The organism is Mucilaginibacter sp. (genome assembly GCF_039925265.1).
Taxonomy (GTDB): Bacteria; Bacteroidota; Bacteroidia; order Sphingobacteriales; family Sphingobacteriaceae; genus Mucilaginibacter.
The window spans coordinates 1-19,310 of the sequence record NZ_JBDSZG010000038.1 but is presented as its reverse complement, the minus strand read 5'-3'; the positions used below and the strand labels follow the sequence as shown (position 1 = coordinate 19,310).

At 46.8% G+C, this 19,310-nt stretch carries 9 protein-coding genes; 1 reads left to right on the top strand and 8 read right to left on the bottom strand.

Features of this window, described 5'->3' with window-relative positions; all coding sequences use genetic code 11:
- Window positions 1-56: 56 nt before the first annotated feature.
- The 8 genes from ABIX36_RS17440 to ABIX36_RS17405 all read right to left on the bottom strand — a co-directional run bounded on the left by ABIX36_RS17440 (window position 57) and on the right by ABIX36_RS17405 (window position 18,655).
- Entirely contained in the window at window positions 57-3,125 is a 3,069-nt protein-coding gene (locus tag ABIX36_RS17440; protein ID WP_348083450.1) for a two-component regulator propeller domain-containing protein, read from the bottom strand.
- Window positions 3,126-3,261: 136 nt separating this feature from the next.
- A complete protein-coding gene (locus ABIX36_RS17435; RefSeq protein WP_348083449.1) occupies window positions 3,262-4,002 on the bottom strand; it encodes a 4'-phosphopantetheinyl transferase superfamily protein in 741 nt (246 codons plus the stop codon).
- Window positions 4,003-4,042: 40 nt separating this feature from the next.
- A complete protein-coding gene (locus ABIX36_RS17430) occupies window positions 4,043-8,065 on the bottom strand; it encodes an amino acid adenylation domain-containing protein (protein ID WP_348083448.1) in 4,023 nt (1,340 codons plus the stop codon).
- 23 nt (window positions 8,066-8,088) lie between these two features.
- Window positions 8,089-14,763: an amino acid adenylation domain-containing protein gene (locus ABIX36_RS17425; protein ID WP_348083447.1), complete on the bottom strand. Its 6,675-nt coding sequence runs from the start codon at window positions 14,761-14,763 to the stop codon at window positions 8,089-8,091.
- Between the two features lie 266 nt (window positions 14,764-15,029).
- Window positions 15,030-15,371, bottom strand: coding sequence for a hypothetical protein (locus tag ABIX36_RS17420; RefSeq protein ID WP_348083446.1), 342 nt, complete (start codon window positions 15,369-15,371; stop codon window positions 15,030-15,032).
- A 48-nt stretch (window positions 15,372-15,419) separates the two neighbouring features.
- Window positions 15,420-15,854: an SRPBCC family protein gene (locus ABIX36_RS17415; RefSeq protein ID WP_348083445.1), complete on the bottom strand. Its 435-nt coding sequence runs from the start codon at window positions 15,852-15,854 to the stop codon at window positions 15,420-15,422.
- A gap of 58 nt (window positions 15,855-15,912) precedes the next feature.
- Window positions 15,913-17,703, bottom strand: coding sequence for an ATP-binding protein (locus ABIX36_RS17410; protein WP_348083444.1), 1,791 nt, complete (start codon window positions 17,701-17,703; stop codon window positions 15,913-15,915).
- 541 nt (window positions 17,704-18,244) lie between these two features.
- Window positions 18,245-18,655, bottom strand: a complete 411-nt coding sequence (locus ABIX36_RS17405) for a helix-turn-helix domain-containing protein (RefSeq protein ID WP_348083443.1) — start codon at window positions 18,653-18,655, stop codon at window positions 18,245-18,247.
- Window positions 18,656-18,741: 86 nt separating this feature from the next.
- Between ABIX36_RS17405 and ABIX36_RS17400 the strand changes: the two genes are divergently transcribed.
- Window positions 18,742-19,089: a VOC family protein gene (locus ABIX36_RS17400; protein WP_348083442.1), complete on the top strand. Its 348-nt coding sequence runs from the start codon at window positions 18,742-18,744 to the stop codon at window positions 19,087-19,089.
- The last annotated feature ends 221 nt before the right edge of the window (window positions 19,090-19,310 follow it).

The following is a 19,310-nucleotide window of genomic DNA, read 5'->3' as shown; positions in this document are numbered from 1 at the left end:
ATAAAGCTAAATATTAAAAACGGGCATTGGCGTTGTAAAAAAGTAGTATTTTGCGTTCAGGCGTTTAGCGTATAGCGCACCGTAAGCCCGTGTTGGTTATTCTCAATGGCCATGTTTCCGCCTATATCTTCCATCCTTTTTCGCATATTTTTAAGGCCATTGCAATTGGGTTTATTTGCACCATCGGGCAGCCCGCAACCATTATCGGCCACGGTAAAAACAATTTTGTTGGCTACAATTTCTACCGATAGTTTCACCTGTGTTGCCCGGGCGTGTTTCATCGCGTTGTTCAGTGCCTCTTTGGTTACGAGGTATAAATTACGGCGCTGCTCGTTGGTGAGCGGGATATCGGGTACGGTATCGGCAAAATCAATTTGCAGCATCATATCAAAAGGTTCAAAATGCTGCTGCATTTGTTCGCGGGTGTAAGCCAGCAGGTTCTCCAGCGAATCGTTCTGCGGGTTTAGCGCCCAAATAATCTCGCTCATATTGGTGATCAGCTTACGCGCCGATGCTGAGATATTACCCACATCATTCTTTACCGCTGCATCCGTTTTATGTTGGGTTTGTATCAGTTCGCTCAACAGGGCTATATGGGTGAGCCCGCTGCCTATTTCATCGTGCATATCACGGCTTATGCGGTTACGCTCGGCATCAATTGCGTGTCGCCTCTCTAATATGCGAAGCCTGCGTTTTATCTTCACCTGCGATAATGCAAAGGTGATATAGATGAGCAAACCGGCAACGCATAGCGACACCGCCACGTAAAACCAGGGTCGTTGCCAAAACGGTGCCATAATATCGATCTGGACAGATTGCACATTGCTCCACATACCATCGCCATTACTGGCCTTTACCAAAAATTGGTAATGCCCGGGCAGCAGTTTGGCGTAGCGTACATTTTTATTGGTGGTGACAACCCATTTATTCTCCAAGCCGGTAAGCATGTAGGCAATTTTGTTGGCCGATGGCATGGTATAATCCAGCGCTGCGAACGAAAAAGAAAGGCTGTTTTTATCGTAAGCGAGGCTAATGTCCTTCGGATTAACCAACCCCGTTTGGTTCATAAAAGGCATATCATCAACCAAAACACTGGTGATAGCCACGCCCGGTTTGTGCTTGCCGCTGTATAGCGTTTCGGGGTTAAACCAGTTGAAACCTTTTATCCCGCCAAAATACATGGTGCCTTTTTGGCTTTTATAAAATGCCGCGGTATTAAACTCGTTGCTTTGCAGCCCATCACTTACGGTGTAGTTTTGAAAGGTATTTTTTTCACGGTCGAAATAGCTTAGACCCCCATTGGTACTTAGCCACAAATTATGCTTTTTATCTTCCAGCACACCGTAAACATAATCGTTGGCCAACCCGTTTGTGGTTTTATAGGTAACTGATGTTTTCAACCGGATGTTAAATGCTATCAGCCCAACGCCCGATGATACCCATATTTTATTAACGTCACGCTCATCTTCGTGCAGGCTTCTCAAATCCAGCCCCTTACAATAGGCCCCCTGGTAAATGTAATCGTCGCCTTTCTGTTTATAATGATAGAGTGCCAGCCCGGGTACGGCTACATACAGGCTGCTATCGGCCATTTCTACAAAATCGAGGGTTAGGCCCTGCAGTTTTTCATCTATAATATTGGCAACCTTATAATTTCCGGCAGCACCTTTTTTCATGCGATAAAGACCCAGACAGGTAGCAACCAATACATCACCATTTTTTAGCTGCTTAAATTTAATAACGAAATTATTATTGGGGCGCAGGTATTGGGTTGGCATAGCCGAGATATCCGCGGCGTTGAAGGTTCCAAGGCGCTCGTTAAATTTATAAATGCCCATGCTGCCGCCGATCCAAAAATCGTTATCAGCATCCCTAAAAATTGCCGAAACCGAGCCCGAAATACCCTTGCGGGGATCGTTATTAGCCGGGTAGTTTTTAACGCTACGATCCTGCGGGTTAAATATATTCAACCCGTTATCCTGTGTGCCAAACCAGATCCGGCCACGCTCATCTTCATAAAAGCATTTGATGAAATAATTATTCAAAAAAGCATAATCGCCCTCATTCAGGGGGAAGATGTTAAACTTGGCGGGTTTCAAATCCAGCCGGCTTACCCCGCCGCCATCGGTGCCTATCCACAGGTTGTCAAACCTGTCTATATAAAGGCAACGCGTAATATCAAAAGCCAATGATTTTTGCCGGGCATTATCGCGCCGGAACATATCCATTTTGCCCGTGGCCTTGTTATAGCAAAGCAAGCCCGAGTTTGAGGTGGTGAACCAGATGCGCCCGTATTTGTCGGGTAAAATATCCACCACTACATCCACTTTATCTGCAATAGCAAAATGCTTTTTGCTGATGGTTTTTAGCGATGCATCTGCCGTATAAAGGGTATTATTGCACCAGTAGTAAATATTCCCCCTGTTATAATTAAGGCAGGCTATGGGCATATTAACCATTGTATGCTTAAACTGCTGCGTTTTTGTGTTGAAATGATAAATGCCAAAGCCGTTTACCTTAAACCAAATATTATTGCCCTGGTCGGTGGCGTACCTAAAGCCGGTAGCGTTTTTATCGTTGAGGATAAATTGGTAATCATAGCGCCGCCATTTTCCGGTTTTAATATCGAAGCATGCTACACCGTTAAGGCATAACATCCAAAAGTTATCCTGCCCGTCTATAAAAACACCGCATGCCTGGTAATCCTGGGTTAATACATGGCGGCGGGTGAGCGTTTCTTTGGCAACATCGAGGCAAAAAACGCCGGTTTCGTTGGTGTACCAAATATTACCGGCCTTATCTTCGCAAAGTGTGCCACGCACGTAATTGGAGTTGGCAACTGCATTATCCTTTACCTTAAATACTTTAATAGAATGTCCATCGAAGCGGTTCAGCCCATCGGCGGTACCAATCCACATAAAACCTTTTTTATCCTGGTAAACAGTATAGGCCGAACTTTGCGAAAGCCCGTCGTTTACGCCAATTGTTTCAAACCGGGGAATGATGTTCTGCGAAAACGAGCTTTGAGAAAAAAAGATCAATACAAAACCAGCCAACAGTCTCAAAAAAAGCTTGCTGGCACGGTAATATTGCAAAGAAACAAACGCAGGTAAATTGGTTACCATTAAAATATATTAGCGGCGTACTAATATATAAGCATATTTATGATTCAAGGCAAATGCAAACTAATTAACTATCAGCAACTTAATAATTATCGAGCACAACAATAAATTACCTATAAGAATAAATACGAGGTATTATTTAGAAATTAATATCAAAAAACATTAAGCGCGAAGCGCCGTGAAGATTTGCAATACTGCCAGTGTAGCCACCTGGCAAATTAAAGCTGCTTACCTCCCAGGTTTTATCCGAACATAAAAGTTCGGGCGATAAGGGATGGGTTCCGTTTAGCGAGGGCGTTACTTTCAGATGCTCGCCAAGCCCCTGGCCGGTTGCTTTCAGCAGCGCCTCCTTACGGGTCCACAACAAGTAGAAATTCTCTGCCGGGGTGTTTTTATTTATAAAAGCGATCTCCTCTTGACTAAAGTTTTCTTCTAAAATATCATTGAATTGAAATTCGCGATCCACAAATTCCACGTCGGCCCCAACAGGGTTGTTGGATACAGCCAGTAAGATCCAATCGCCGGCATGGGTAATATTATATTGAATGGCGGGCGTGCTATCGGTAACCAGGAACGGCTTTTTATTGGCGCCCAGTTCAAATGCCACCTGTGCCGCCGGTTGGTTTAAATACCGTCCCAAAATATCGCGCTGCGCGCCCCGGCTTAAAATAAAGCGCTGCTTGTCTTTCAATTGAAAATACTTGCCGCCGCGTTCTTTCTCTGCCGGCATTAGCGTGGTTAAAAAAACTTCCAGCAAATGATGGTTAGCGCTGATATTGATGCGGTAAACGTGTACTTCATTATCATTCAAAACAAAATCGGCAGGCAAGGCCGATCTCCAGTTTACGCTGTCTAAAAATTGAATATGTATTTTACTCAAAACACAATGTTATTGTAATGTGATACTCAGTACCGCTAAATTACTTGTTATTGGCGGCGTTAAGGCATTCCTGCAATATTCGTGCAAATTCCTTATCGTTTGGCGCTTTAAATATAGTGTTATGCTCACCAGGGATCTTATGGATGTTCACCCCTTTTAATGCATACGGTTTCCAGCCCATAAATTCATAATCATCCAGGTAAAAGGATTTTACCTCTGCCCGGAAAAGTTCAACGGAAATAGGGTACGGTTCTATCTTGTAGTGCTGTTGGGCAATATCGTTCATCTCATCAATTTTGTTGCTGTAACCAAAAAAACCTATCGGCTGTTCCTGTGTCTCGCCGTATTTCAGTTTCCACAACAGGCGGGTGGCTACACGGCTTACTGCTTTGGTACGATGCTGCACAGTTTTTGCTAAACCTTCCTGGAAAGTTAAAGAATACCAAAGCCGTCTTCCAAAATACATACCCCGTTTAACCTTGTTAACCAGCCATGTGTCGTAATAAGGGGTGCGATAAGCATAAGTATCAAACATGGCCAGCATACGTACCTCCAGGTTTAGGGCCTCCAGCTGCCGCGCCATTTCCCAGGCAATGATGCCGCCAAATGAGAACCCTGCGAGTGCATACGGGCCATCGGGGTTCTGCGCCCTTATGGCGGATATATAGTGCGCCGCGATATCTTCCATACGGTTCAAAGGCTCGTCTACACCATTTAAGCCTTTGGCCTGCATACCATAAACAGGCTGGTCGGCATCCATATTGTTGGCAAGTGTATTAAAAAGCAACACGTTTAAGCCTGCCCCATGCACAATGTAAATAGGCATTTTACTACCTTTTGGCTTAATAGGCACCAGCGAATCCCAGGTGATGGACCGGCCATCCATACCCAATATCAACGACAGTTTTTCTACCGTAGAGTTTTCGAACAGGATGGCCAGCGGCAAGCGGTTGCCCGTTTCCTTTTCTATCTGCGCCATTACCTTTACGGCTATCAGCGAATGCCCGCCCAGCTCAAAAAAGTTATCATAAACGCCAACTTTTTCGATATTGAGGTGCTCTTTCCAAATATCGGCAACCATTTTCTCTACATCGGTACGTGGCGCTATATACACTTCGTGGCTTTCTGCAGGGATTGCGCCAATTGCCGCCAACGCCTTTTTATCAACCTTACCATTTGGGGTAAGCGGCATGGCATCAACCTGTATAAAATTGTCAGGGATCATGTAATCGGGCACCGATCCTCTCAAATCGTTGCGCCAGTAACTTACGCACTCGTTAAAATCCTTACACACAAAATCATCGTTGAAAACGATGTAAGCCACCAACCTGTCCACCCCATTGCTATCCGGCCTGGCAATAACCACGGCCTGTTTTAGATCCGGGTCCTTAGCCATGTGGAATTCAATTTCCCCGGTCTCAATCCGGTAGCCGCGGATCTTCACCTGCGCGTCAATACGCGAGATGTACATCAGGTTGCCATCATTCAAATAAGTACCCAGGTCGCCTGTGCGGTACATCATGGCACCGGGCTCATCGGCAAACGGATCGTCTACAAACTTTTCATAGTTTAATACGGGCTGATCGTGGTAACCCTTTGCCACGCCCTCGCCGCCTATGTAAATCTCGCCCGCAGCACCGGGGGCAAGCGGGTTCTGGAATTTATCGAGGATGTATATAGACGTATTATCAATAGGCCTGCCTATACTGATGATTTTATCTTCGGCAGTAATTTGTTTAACGGTTGACCAGATGGTGGTTTCGGTAGGACCGTAAACGTTCCATAGCGATGATGCCCTACCCAAAATTCGGGTAGCCAGATCCATAGGCAAGGCTTCGCCACCGCATATCACCTTTATTTTTTCGTTCTCCCAGCCGGCCTCCAATAAAATGCGCCAGGTGTAAGGCGTAGCCTGCATTACGCTGATCTTTTCCTTGCGGATAACATCCAGCAGCGCCATACCATCTTTGGCGGTAGCGGCATCTGCCAATACAATTTGGGCGCCGGTTATCAGCGGTAAAAACAGCTCCAGCCCGGCAATATCAAAGCTAATGGTGGTTACGGCAAGCAACTTATCGGCTGCTGTCATCCCGGGCTCTTTTTGCATACTATACAAAAAGTTAACCGCGTTGTGATGCGCTATCTGCACGCCCTTGGGCTGCCCGGTAGAGCCAGAAGTATACAGAATGTATAACAGATGCTGCCCGGTAACCGCAACCTCAGGATCAGTAGTTGGTTTACTATCAAGCGTGGGCCAAATATCATGCAGCAGCAGTTCCTGCGCCTTAGATTCGTACTGACCACTATATTTTACCGTAGTAATCAATTTTACCGCCTGCGAATCTGCGAGCATGTAATTGATGCGGTTGATAGGGAATATCGGATCGAGCGGGACATAAACGCCGCCGGCTTTCATTACGGCAAGCAATGTTACCACCAGCTCGGCCGCCCTATCCAACGATACGGCTATTTTATCACCTGCTTGTACCCCTTCAGCTATCAGTACCGATGCCAGTTGATTGGCACGCTCGTTCAGCTGCCGGTAGGTATACGTTTCGTTATTAAATTTCAGGGCGACGCTACCGGGGTTATTCGTAGCCACTTCGCTGATGATCTGGTGAAGCGATTTTTCTTTCGGATACGCCACCCTGGTATCATTCCACTTATTCAACTGCGCCATCAACTCATCCTTCCGCATTAAAGGGAGTTTGCCGATGAGCATATCCGGCGATTTAACCACCTGTTTTAGCAGGTGGCTATATTCGTCCATCATGCGGCTGATGGTGGCCGCCTCAAAGATCTGGGTATTGTACGACCACTCCAGCACCAGGGCGTTCTTATGGTCGGTAATGTTCAGGAAGATCTCAAAATTCTCGTATTCGCGCCCGGTGGTGATGTAGCTGTGTTTAAGGCCATTGAAATGCACACCCTCATCCATACCAATATCAATATTGAATACAACGGGTACCAGTGGCAACCTCGAAGCATCCCGGGGAATGTTCAGTTTTTTTAACAAACTGCCGAAAGTGTAATTCTGGTGATCGTAAGCGTCCAGCACCTCGGTTTTGCGTTGCTTCAGGTATTCCACAAAGGTTAATTCGCCCTTGGGGTAGCTGCGCAGCGCCAGCAGGTTTACGCAATGCCCTACCAATCCGTAATTACCCGTTGCCGACTGCCCTGCCGCAGGCAGGCCCAGTATAATTTCTTCGTGTCCGGTTATTTGCTGTAGGAACACCTCAAAGGCAGCCATCAGCGTGGTAACAAAACTGGTACCGGCCTTGCGTGCCATTTGTTTTACATCGGAAACCAAAGCAGCATCCAGGGTAAAATCGGCACGCTTGCTTTTATAGGTGCGCATGGCCGGGCGAGGGTTATCTGTGGGCACATTCAGTAAATGCGCGCTGCCGCTGAATTGGTTTATCCAGTACTGCTCTCTTTGGTGGCTTTCCTCGGTATCAACAGCTTCGGTTTGCTCCATCGCGTAATCGCTGTAACGCGGTGCAGGCGCCAGGTTGGACCTTTCACCTGTTGCATAAGCGGTATACAGCTTACTCAGATCCTGCATAATGATACCTATCGACCAGCCGTCACAAATAATGTGGTGGGCAATGAAGGTGAGATAATGCTCGTTATTATTCAGCTTAAAAATAGAAGGTTTAAACAAGGGGCCGTTCACCAGATCTAAAGGGGTGATAGCATTCTGGCGCGCATAGTTTTGTATGAACAGCCTGTTCTGAGCATCGCTTTGTAAAGAAAGGTCGTGATAATCAATATTAACCGGCGGGTTATCATAAACCACAAAATGGCTGCCATCCGCAGTAAATACGGTTCGCAAAGCCTCGTGGCGATCACTTAAAGCCTGTAAGGCCCGGTACATAGCATCGTTATCAAAATTGCCCGTCAGAAGTAGAGAAGCCGAATCGTTATAGGCACAACTGGCGTCAGCACCGCCTATTAAGCACGATGTCCATATCTCTATCTGTGGCTCGGTAGCCGGTGCCGTCAATAAGATCCCGGGGCCTGCAAATGGGTCAAATTCAACAGGAATTAACTCGTAATTCATTATACGCCGTCCAATTTTAAAATTTATTTTACCTGCAAATACTTGCCCGCATTACGATCATCGCTGATAAACCAGCCGACATTGCCATCCTTATCACGGCCAAGTTTTGCGCCGGGCACGGGTGGTGTATTTGCATTTACGGGCATGGGTTCTGCAAGGGGGGCCACGGCTGTAGAAACGGGCCCGGGTTGTTGTTGCTGAGGCGAAAAGAAGCCGGCTTCTATCATCTCATCAATACTCTCGTTAAAGGCAGCGAGCATGGTTTTAATATCATCCTCTGTATGCGCATCAGTTATAAAGCACGGAAAACCGTCTAATATGTGGATTCCTTTTAATCGCATCAAAGTAAACAAAAGTTCGCTGTAAGGGATGTCTTCTAAAAATTTCATCCGCCACAGGGAGCCAAAGCCAACAATGGTGATAGGTACCCCCTCTTTTTTACATTTAGCTTCCATGCCTTCGGCAAACATGGTAGTCAGATTAGTTAGTTTTTCCTGCAAGGCCGGGCCACGCTCTTTCATGTAACGCAGCGATGCCTTTGCAGCAGCTAATGCAAGCGGGTGGCGTACAAACGTACCGGCAAAATAGGTTACCCCAACTTCTGGAACAGAGCCGTCGCCAAATTGCCATTGGCCGCCGTCGAGCGCGTCCATATATTCTTTTGTACCGCAGATAGCGCCAACAGGCATCCCACCGCCTATTACTTTGCCGTAAGTACCAATATCGGCCTTTACGCCAAATATGGCCTGGGCACCACCCGGATGCATCCTAAAACCACTGATCACTTCGTCGAATACGAGCGCTATTTTTGTTTCGGCGGTAATTTTTCTTAGTTCTTTAAGAAACGCTACCGGCTTAAATTCTGGTCGACGGCTTTGTACAGGCTCTACCAATACCGCGGCTATTTCGTCAGCGCGTTCTTTGATGATGGCTAAAGTTTCATCGGTGCCGTAATCCAGTATCAGCATCGATTGTACGTTCTCTGATAAGATCCCCGGTGCAGCCGGTACCGTTTTATGTTTTTTGGTGGCACGTACGATCACCTCATCCATAATACCATGATAGGAGCCTGCAAAAGCGACGATAAGCGAACGCCCGCTAACTGTACGGGCTATACGCATGGCACCCAGCACCGCTTCGGAACCGGTATTACATAAGCCCGCGCGATCGAACTGGGTAAATTCGCAGAGCAACTTACAAACATCACCCGCAAGCTCATGCTGCGGGCCAATTTCGTAACCTTTGTCAACCTGCTCATGGATGGCTTTGGTTAAAACTTCGGGTTGATAGCCCAGCATGTTAGAGCCAAAACCATTCAGCGCGTCTATATATTCGTTGCCATCCACATCCCACAGACGGCTGCCTTTGGAGTGGTTGATGATGATAGGGTAAACCATTTCTTTGGTGAGTGGGCGGAACCCGCTTACTACCCTTGGGTCGGCCATGTAAGGACGGTGCTCCTGCGTTTGCTCCTTACTCTTTTTGGTTTTGGTGTTATAATCTTTAGTAAGCTTATCTATAAAGGCCTGCTGTTTGCTACTGATGCCTTGTACCTGCCGCTCGATGCGGGCGGTTGCGCCGAATGGTTTTTTAAGTTCTGCCATTTCCTCGGCACTGATATCTGATGCCGGTGCAAGTGATATAACAGGCTTGGCAGATTGTACGGGCGAACCATTACCTGTATAAACAGGCTGTGCCTGTATTGGCACATAACCGGTGTTGCCACCTTGCATAATGGCCACCTGGTTTGCCAGCAATTGCAATTGCTGTGCTATCATGGTAAGCGCATGGCTGCTACCTTCGGCCGACTGCGTGGCCTGAAATACCGGTTGCTGGTAGGTGGGTTGCTGGTAAACCGGCTGTGGAGCGGCCTTTGGTGCCGATGCCGCAGGCTGGAATTTATCTGCGGGCAAGATGCCATCTAAATGCGCGGCCAATAGTTCGAGCGAGTTGTAATCTTCAAACAATTTGCGGAAGGTGATAGGAACATTAAATTCCTTCTTTAAATTGGTAGCGATCTGCGTAAGCAAAAGTGAATCGAACCCGATCTCGATAAAGCTGGCATCGCTGCTATCCACATCAATTCCGGATGTGTCTTCAAATATATCCCTCAGTTTATCAACCAAAAGGCCCTTTCTTAATGGCATATCTTGTTGTATTTCGGTGCTGTTTTCTATGAGTTGTTCTGTTGGGGCTTCAAAAGGTGGTGTTAAATGGCTTAGGGGTATCACAGGTTCTATCCAAAAACGTTTCCTATCGAAGGCATAGGTAGGCAAATTTAACGGTTGCCTGCTTTGTCCCTGGTAAAAGAGCTTCCAATCAGGGTCGATACCGTTCATCCACAACTGGCCCAGGGCTTGTAGTGCCGAGCGTACCGGCAGATTGCCTTCAGCACTATCTATCCCCGCTATGGTGGTTATTTGTTTTGGCGATGCCTGCTGGCGAACCAATGTAGACAATACGTTACCGGGACCAACCTCAAGCATTACGCGGCTTTCGTCTTCGGCAAGCAGGTTAGCTGCATCGGCAAACCGAACGGTACGGCGTACGTGCATGGCCCAATAAGCCGGGTCAAGTGCTTCGGCCTCGCTCAGCCATTTACCGGTAATGGTAGAGATGATGGGCTTGGCTGGCACCTTAAGCTTTACGGTTTTTACCACGGCCTTAAACGGCTCTACCACGCTATCCATCATGGCAGAGTGGAAGGCATGGCTGGTTTGCAACACCCTTGTAGCGATGTTTTGCTCCGCGAGTGTTTCGGCAAATTTGGCTATTTCAGCGGCAGGCCCCGCAACAACAGTAGCTGTTTTTGTGTTGATAACGGCTATCGACAAAGTATCGGGCAGGATGGCTTTTACATCTGCCTCCGGCATCCGTACCGAAAGCATATCGCCGCCTTCCGCCTCGCTCACCATTTTTGCGCGGGTGGCAATCAGTTTAACAGCATCGGGCAGGGAGAAGATCCCGGCTAAATGCGCGGCTACAAATTCGCCGATACTGTGCCCGGTTAGTACGGTCGGCGTAATGCCCCAGCTCATCCAAAGCTTTGCCATAGCGTAGCTGATAATGAACAAAGCGGGCTGCGTATATAAGGTGTTTTTTAGTGTTTCGGTAGCAGCTTCATCATCGGCATCGCTAAATATTACCGAGAGGATATCTTCCTGCGCGGTGCCTTTTAACAGGGCTACGCACTCGTCAACCCCCGACTTAAATACCGGTTCCCCGTCGTAAATATTACGCCCCATGTTTACAAACTGGGCACCCTGGCCGGGGAACATAAAGGCGACTTCGGTAGCTTTTGCGCTGATCTTTTTAGAGTCGGGCTTTGGGATGGCAGTAGCCAGTTTCTCCAGCAATTCTTCTTTTGTTGCCGCTACCGCGATGTAGCGATTAGCGAAATCGGTACGCCTGGTTTGCAGCGCGTACGCAATATCGGCTAAGGAAGCGGCTTCATTATTTTTTATCCATGCGGATAATTTTTCGCGGTATTTATCGGCACTGGCTTCGGTTTTTGCAGACCATTGGATCAAATGCAATTCTTTACCTGCATCGGTAGTTTTAACCTCCTGCGGGTACTCCTCTACGATCACATGCACGTTGGTACCGCCTACACCGAAGGAGCTTACGCCCGCTATGCGTTTTTTATCGGTATCCCAATCGGTTAGTTTGGTGTTTACGTAGAACGGGCTGTTCTCAAAATCGATGTTCGGGTTGGCGCGGGTGTGGTATAATGATGCTGGGATCTGCTTATGGTAAAGCGCCAGCGTAGCCTTAATAAAACCAGCCACCCCTGCAGCAGCCACCAGGTGACCCATATTGCTCTTTAACGATCCTATGGCGCAGTACTGGTTTTTTTCCTGCGGACCAAAGGCCATACGCAAGCCCTCAATCTCTATCGGGTCGCCCAATACGGTAGCTGTACCATGTGCTTCTACGTAGCTGATATCTGCCGGGGAAACGCCGGCGTTTTGAATGGCCATGGCAATTGCGCCCGCCTGCCCGGTGGCATTTGGCGCGGTAAAGCTGCCTTTGCCCGCACCATCATTATTTAAGCCAACGCCTTTTATCACCCCATAAATAGTATCGCCATCGGATTCGGCTTCTTCTAAACTCTTTAAAAGCACTACCCCTGCCCCATCGCTGAACACGGTGCCATCGGCACCCGCGTCAAACGAGCGGCAATGCCCATCGGCACTTAGCATGGTGCCTTCCTGGTATAAATGCCCGCTGTTTATTGGTGAACTGATGGATACCCCACCCGCTAATGCCACATTGCATTGCCCGTTACGAATGCTATCCACCGCCTGCGCGATAGCCAGTAAGGAGGTAGAACAGGCCGAATGCACGCTCACGGCAGGGCCCTTCAAATCCAGTTCGTATGCTATGCGGGTGGCTATGTAATCCTTCTCGTTTAGGGTGGTTACCAAAAAGCTGCCAACCTTATCAATAAGGTGGCGGTTTGGAATTACGTTGTTGATATAATAAGTATTGTTACCGCAGCCCGCGAAAACGCCCACCATGCCATGGTATTGCGATGGCAGGTGCCCGGTGCTTTCCAGCGCTTCCCATGTCAGCTCTAAAAAAATACGTTGTTGCGGGTCCATCAGTTCGGCAACGCGGGGGCTCAGCCCAAAAAACGCAGGGTCGAACTCATCGGAATCATCCACCACACCACGTGCCTTCACATAGTTTGGCGCGGAGCGTATGTCCTGGGGGATGGAGCGGTCGAGTTCCTCATCTGTAAAGAACCTCGTGCTTTCGCGGCCCTCTATGAGGAGCTTCCACAACTCATCAACATTATTGGCGCCCGGGAAACGGCCCGCCATGCCAATAACGGCTACATCGCCGTTGCCGCTTTTTACGCGCAATTTGGGCAATATGGTTTCGGCGGCTTTACTGCCGGAACCATCCAGGTGCGCCGAAACACCGGCTATGGTTGGGAACCGGTACAGCTTGGTTATAGGGAGTACGAGGTTAAATTGTTTTTTTAATGCCGCTACGGTTTTTAAGCCCAGCAGCGAATTGCCGCCCAATTCGAAGAAGTTATCATCGATACCGATCTTCTCCAACTGGAGCAGGTCCATCCAAATACCTGTTAAGTGTTTTTGGGTGATGGTTGATGCCGGTCTGTACAGCGTCGCCAGCTCGGGGCGTTTCAGATCGGGCTTTGGCAGGTTGTTTCTGTCTACCTTGCCGCTGGTGGTTTTGGGCAATTCCGTCATCCACACAAATGCGGATGGCATCATAAATTCGGGCAACTTTTCTTCTATGCTATCCCTTACCTGCGCTGTGCTCACCTTACCGTGCGATGCTACGAGGTAGGCCACCAAACGCTTATCGCCGGGGTTGTCTTCGCGTGCTATTACTACAGATTGCTGCACGCCATCCAGCTGGTTTAGCAGCACCTCAATCTCACCAATTTCTACCCGGTTGCCGCGGATCTTTACCTGTGTATCCTTGCGGCCAAGGTATTCTGTATTTCCATCGGGCAGGAAACGGCAAAGGTCGCCGCTACGGTATATGCGGGTAGTTTCGCCATTATGCTGCCAGTCTACAAACTTCTCGGCGGTCAGTTCGGGGCGGTTTAAGTAACCATAGGTTACATTTATTCCGCTGATGCACAACTCTCCCACCTCGCCATGGGACAACGGGTTTAACTGCTCATCAAGTACAAAATTTTGGGTATTATCTATTGCCTTGCCAATGGTTGGCAATAATGGCCAGGTTTCGGGCGCGCCTTCCAGTTTTAAAGCGGTACTGGCCACGCTGGTTTCGGTTGGGCCGTACATGTTATAAAATACGCAGTTTGGCAGCGCCTGGAAAAAGCGAATGATCTGCGGCGTAACTTTCAACTGCTCGCCCGCGGTTATTACCTCCAGTAACGACTCAGGGTAAAACTGTTCGGCATCGGCAATTTCGGTAAAGTATTGCAGGGCCACAAAAGGCACATTGATACGGTTCACCTTCATCTCGTCCACGTAATGGATAAGCTTAACGGGGTCGATACGCACTTCATCGGCAACCAATACCAGCGTACCACCGATGCAGAGCGTACAAAAGACCTCCACTACCGATGCATCAAACACCAGCGGGGCAAATTGCAGGGTTTTAGCGCCGACACCGAGGTACGGCGAAATACGCTTGTGGTAATATATGAGGTTAACTACTCCTACATGCCCTACACAAACCCCTTTAGGCTTGCCTGTAGAACCGGAGGTATAAATAATGTACGCGATTTTGGTACGAATATTCTCTTTTGCAGCGGGCGACGAATTGTGCTCCCCGTCCGATTCGATAACCGTAACAGGCAGGTTCTTAAACAGCGCTTTCTGCGACCCAACGGCCAAAACAGTGTTTACGCCCGAATCTTCGATGATCTGCTCCAGCCTGTCCGCAGGATAAGTAGGGTCGATAGGCAGATAGGCCTTGCCCGCTTTTAAAACGGCTATCAGGCTGATAACCGTATGTATCGAGCGAAGCGCACTAACACCAATAACCAATGAATCGGGTGCCTGGCTGATGATGGCGCTGGCCAACAGTTCGGCCCTTTTGTTTAACTCGGAATAGCTGATCTCTTCTCCGCCAAACTGAACAGCCGTAACATCAGGAGTTTGCAGCACTTGCTTTTCAAACAAAAGGTGCAGAAATACATCCCCGGCAGGTTCCCCGGTATAAATATTATCGGTAAGTATATCCATTCAGGTTAATGAGCAGGTCAATTTTTAAATAACCTAAGGTTTTGGTCGTAATCGGTCATTAAATCGGGTTTAAGTTAAAAAATTTTATCGTACGCTTAAAACCCGCGACCTGATTTTTTCATTTAATTTTCATAAAAATACGCCGTTGAGTATCAATTACACTATACTTTAATGCATTTAAGTTAGCAGCAATTACCCCGGCACAACCAACAGCTATATAACCATTAGTTAAATGCCAAACTGCTGGAATTACGCAAAACAGGAATTTATGGAAATGTAATTTGATTAGGCTGGCCCACAACTACTTCGGGGCGGTTTTTGTGCATCTCGAATATACCGGTAACACAAAGATATTTGCCTTTCAGGTTCGCCCAGTCTAAAACAATTTTATTGCCTTTTACCGCTATGGTGTATTTCTGATTGGGATAATTGCCGCCCATATTGATGAGCGTAAGCGTATCGCTGAAGATCTTGATAGAATAAACGCTATCGCACAGGGTTTTTGATTTACCGAGGTTGTTTTTAAAATCTTCCGCATTAAAACTTTGCGCCGATGCCCTAATACTAAACGCGGCGGAAATTATAAGGAGTACTAATAGTTTTTTCATAAGGCTAAGCTATAATGCAATTACAAACAAAAGGTGCAGAAGTTTAAATCAATTCTCTTCTACGTACTTTTTAAAATTGTTTAATATGGCCTGCCAGCCCTGCCGCTGCATCTCAATGGGGTTCGTACCTTCCGGTTCAAAGGTTTCTACAACTTTGGTGATCTCATCATCCTCAGCATCAGCGCTAAAAATAACGCTCACTTCGCGCCCGTCGGCAATGGTATAGGCTATTTGTTGATATTCAACCACCTTGCTGTAGGTACCCTCAAAATCAAAACTCATACTGCCATCTTTAGCGGCCATGGTTGCAGAAAATTTACCGCCAACTTTAAGGTTGTTTGTTGCTTTTGGGGTGTGCCAATCGTCGCTTGCATTGTTCCACTTTACAATATGCTCGGGTTGTACCCACAGGTCCCAAACTATTTCTATCGGTGCCTTAATAGTTGCTTCTATGGTAATGGGTTGTTTGGATGAATTTGCCATGATATTTTAGCTTAACAATATTTGTGGGCAATATACCATTTGCAGCGCATATTAAATGCTACCCCACCATGACTTTGCTTGACTTATCGGCATTTAAAGGCGCAAGTTTTTGGAATAATAAAGCGGGTTGGAATGGTTTGGAAAGGTAATCGTTCATCCCGGCAAGGTTAATTTTACCGTTGATATTGTGCGATACCGATGCCGTTAGCGCTATGATAGGCACGCGCGCTTTAACAGGGTCGGCCAACTCGCGGATAATGGTAGTTGCCTGGTAACCATCCATTATAGGCATGTGCAGGTCCATCAGCACCACATCGAAACTGCCGGCCAATAACTTATCTACCGCATCGCGGCCGTTGTTGGCTACAACAGATGTGGCGTTCCATTTGGTTAGCAGCTTTACCAGCAACAATGAATTTATGGGGTTGTCTTCGGCTATCAGGATGCTCAGGCCATCTAAACTGCTGGCCATTGCCGGCAGTATGGTAATGGGGGTAATAGCGCCTTTGTACAAACCAAAGTCCATATCAAATGAAAAGGTTGATCCCTCGCCCTGCTTACTTTGCAGCTGAATTTCGCTGTTGAAAAGTTTTAATAACCGTTTTACAATAGCAAGCCCAAGCCCCGTGCCACCATAATGGCGGGTAGTATCTATAGATGCCTGGGTGAATGGGTCGAATATGGCGTCCTGCCTGTTTGGGGCGATGCCTATCCCGGTATCAGACACCGAAAAATGCACCTGCATACTTTCTTCGGTATCGCCGGTTGCTACTGCACGCACGCTAACGCTACCCTCTTCGGTAAATTTGATGGCGTTGCCTACCAGATTATATATAATTTGCGTAATGCGGGTAGGATCGGTAGTTACCCATTTATCCTTCAGCTTTTCGTCTACATCCAGCAGCACATCAAGGCCTTTTTCGACTGCTTTTTGCTGCAGACCGGTACATACCTTATGCAGCAGGTCGGGCAAATTCACCGGGATGGCTTCCAGTTCTATCTTGTCGTTCTCCGTTTTGTTGTAATCCAATATGTCGTTTACCAGCGTCAGCAAACTCATCGCCGAAAATTCGAGGATATCCAGGTTTTCCGTTTGTTCTTCTGTTGCGGTATCCTTTACCAGGTTGGTCATCCCTATCACGGCGTTTAAGGGCGTGCGTAACTCGTGCGACATGGTAGACAAGAACACCGAACGCGAATCTGCAAGGGCCCTGGTTTCTGCAACTGTTGCCTCCAGCTTTTTATTTAAGGCTTCCTTCTCTATAACATTAGCGCGAAACGCACAATAAAACAGGTAATGTACCAGCAGCATGGTTATAAAATTCATAAAAACAACCGCTTCGAAACCGGGGGAAGGCAGTTCTTCGGGCACTACGGACAGGTGCCAGCTTTGGCGGCTGGTAACTGCGAGGAAATACATCACCGGCGACATAGCCAATATGCTGTAAATGACAGCGTAGCGACTATCAATAAGGTAGTAACTCACAAAAGTTACCATAAACACAAACTGTATGGTAACGAGATTGATGTTTTGCTGAAAAATAAAAATATTACCCCAGATCGCCAATATACCGGTTATGACCATCCCTTGCGAGATAATGTTGATATTAAGCGGCTTGTATAATAAATATTTGGTGAGCCCGATATACAGTATAAAAACAAAGATTATCCTGTAAAGTTGACTATCCTGTATGCTGTGGATCACCATGGGCAGTATCACCACTATCTTCAGCATGGATAGCAGCAGGATGGTGTATACGATTTTTATACGCGCTTTTTTTAGATTATCGGGTTGCTGTGCCAATACCTTTTTTAGAGAGAAGTTAAAAAAAGATATGTGAGTATCCATGGGCGTCAATGAAGGCAATTAGGTGCGTATTAACTTGAAAGCTAATTTATTAAAAAAGATTTAATAAAAATTCCAAATCATCAGCCGTCAATGCATTTATTAAATTGGCGGCGCAAGTTTTTATCGCGTGCAATAGTTATACTGCTAATTACGGCAAATAGTTACAGTTAATTATATGTTGCACCATATATATCCAGCTTGTTACAATAGGTTTTTTAATTGCGCGGGGGTAATGATGGGGAAGCACGAAAAAAGCGGTTAGGGTGTCCCACTTTGAAAGTGGGACATCCAATTATTGTTAACTAACTGTATAATAAATAATTACAGTGTTTTGGTGAAACCCTTTGGGACATCCCTGCTCTTTAAATGACCACCACAAATGATTGCAAATTAACCAGTTAAAAAATACCTGCATATCATATAACATTCGGTAAAACACCTAAAGTGGGACACTAAGAGCCTGTTTCGTCCTGAAATAGATTTACCCTTGTTAATGGTAATCCTGTTTTAGGTTTAACATCTCCACCAGGCAAAAATTGCATTACTTCTTTTTCAAATCCTCCACCACCCGTTTCACAAAGGCTTCTTTATTCTGCTTCAATAGCTTGGTATACGCATCCCCTGCCGAATGAACCGGTAAATACGCGTGGGCCCATAGCATCAGTTCTACCAGCGCGGGTAACAGGTCGATACCCTTATGGGTTAAGCGGTAAAGTATTTTGGCCTTGCTATCGGGGTGAGTTTCTTTGGTCAGCAGCCCGGCGGCTTCCAGTTTGGCTAAGCGGCTGGCCAAAATATTGGTTGCTATCCCCTCGTTTGATCTTAACAATTCGTTGTAGGTATTCTTTCCGTGCATGATCATATTCCAGATGATCATCGGCGACCACTTATCGCCAACAATATCCAAAGCAGAACTCACAGGATCACCGGGCCGTTGTTTAATTTCTTTCACAACACAAAACTGCAAAAACAACTTGCAAATAACAAGTCAATATTTTAGGTTTGTTCTTATTCATTACCAATAAAACACAATCAATTATGCTTACCGCCATCAATCCCAAACTCCCTATGCGCAATAAAGCCATTACGCGCGATTTTTATATCAACAAATTGGGCTTTACGCAATTCGGCGGCGATTATGATGGTTACCTGATGGTGGAGAAAGACAATATCCAGATCCACTTTTTTGAATTTGCTGAAGTTGATCCGAAGGAAAACTACGGGCAGGTGTATGTGCGCACAGATGATATTGAGGCGTTCTACCAGTTTGCCAAAAAGCAGGGCGCAGATGTTACTACCCTGGAGTACAAACCCTGGATGCAAAGGGAGTTTTCCATTCACGATCCGGATAATAATTTGTTGACGGTTGGGCAGAGTATGGTTTAAAAAGCACGTCGCGGAGGTGTTACGGTGGTAAGCTGACCACAGACTGGAAGACTGGGAATTATCAAGATAAGATAACCTGTTTTACAAAGTCTCTGGGTCTGTAAAATAAACTGTGTCATGCCCAGTCAGGCTTCGGCCCCATGGGGCCGGAGCCTGACTGGGCATGATTGCTACATCAAATCTAATATCATTCTCCCAGGAAACCAAATGGCCAGTTTCTG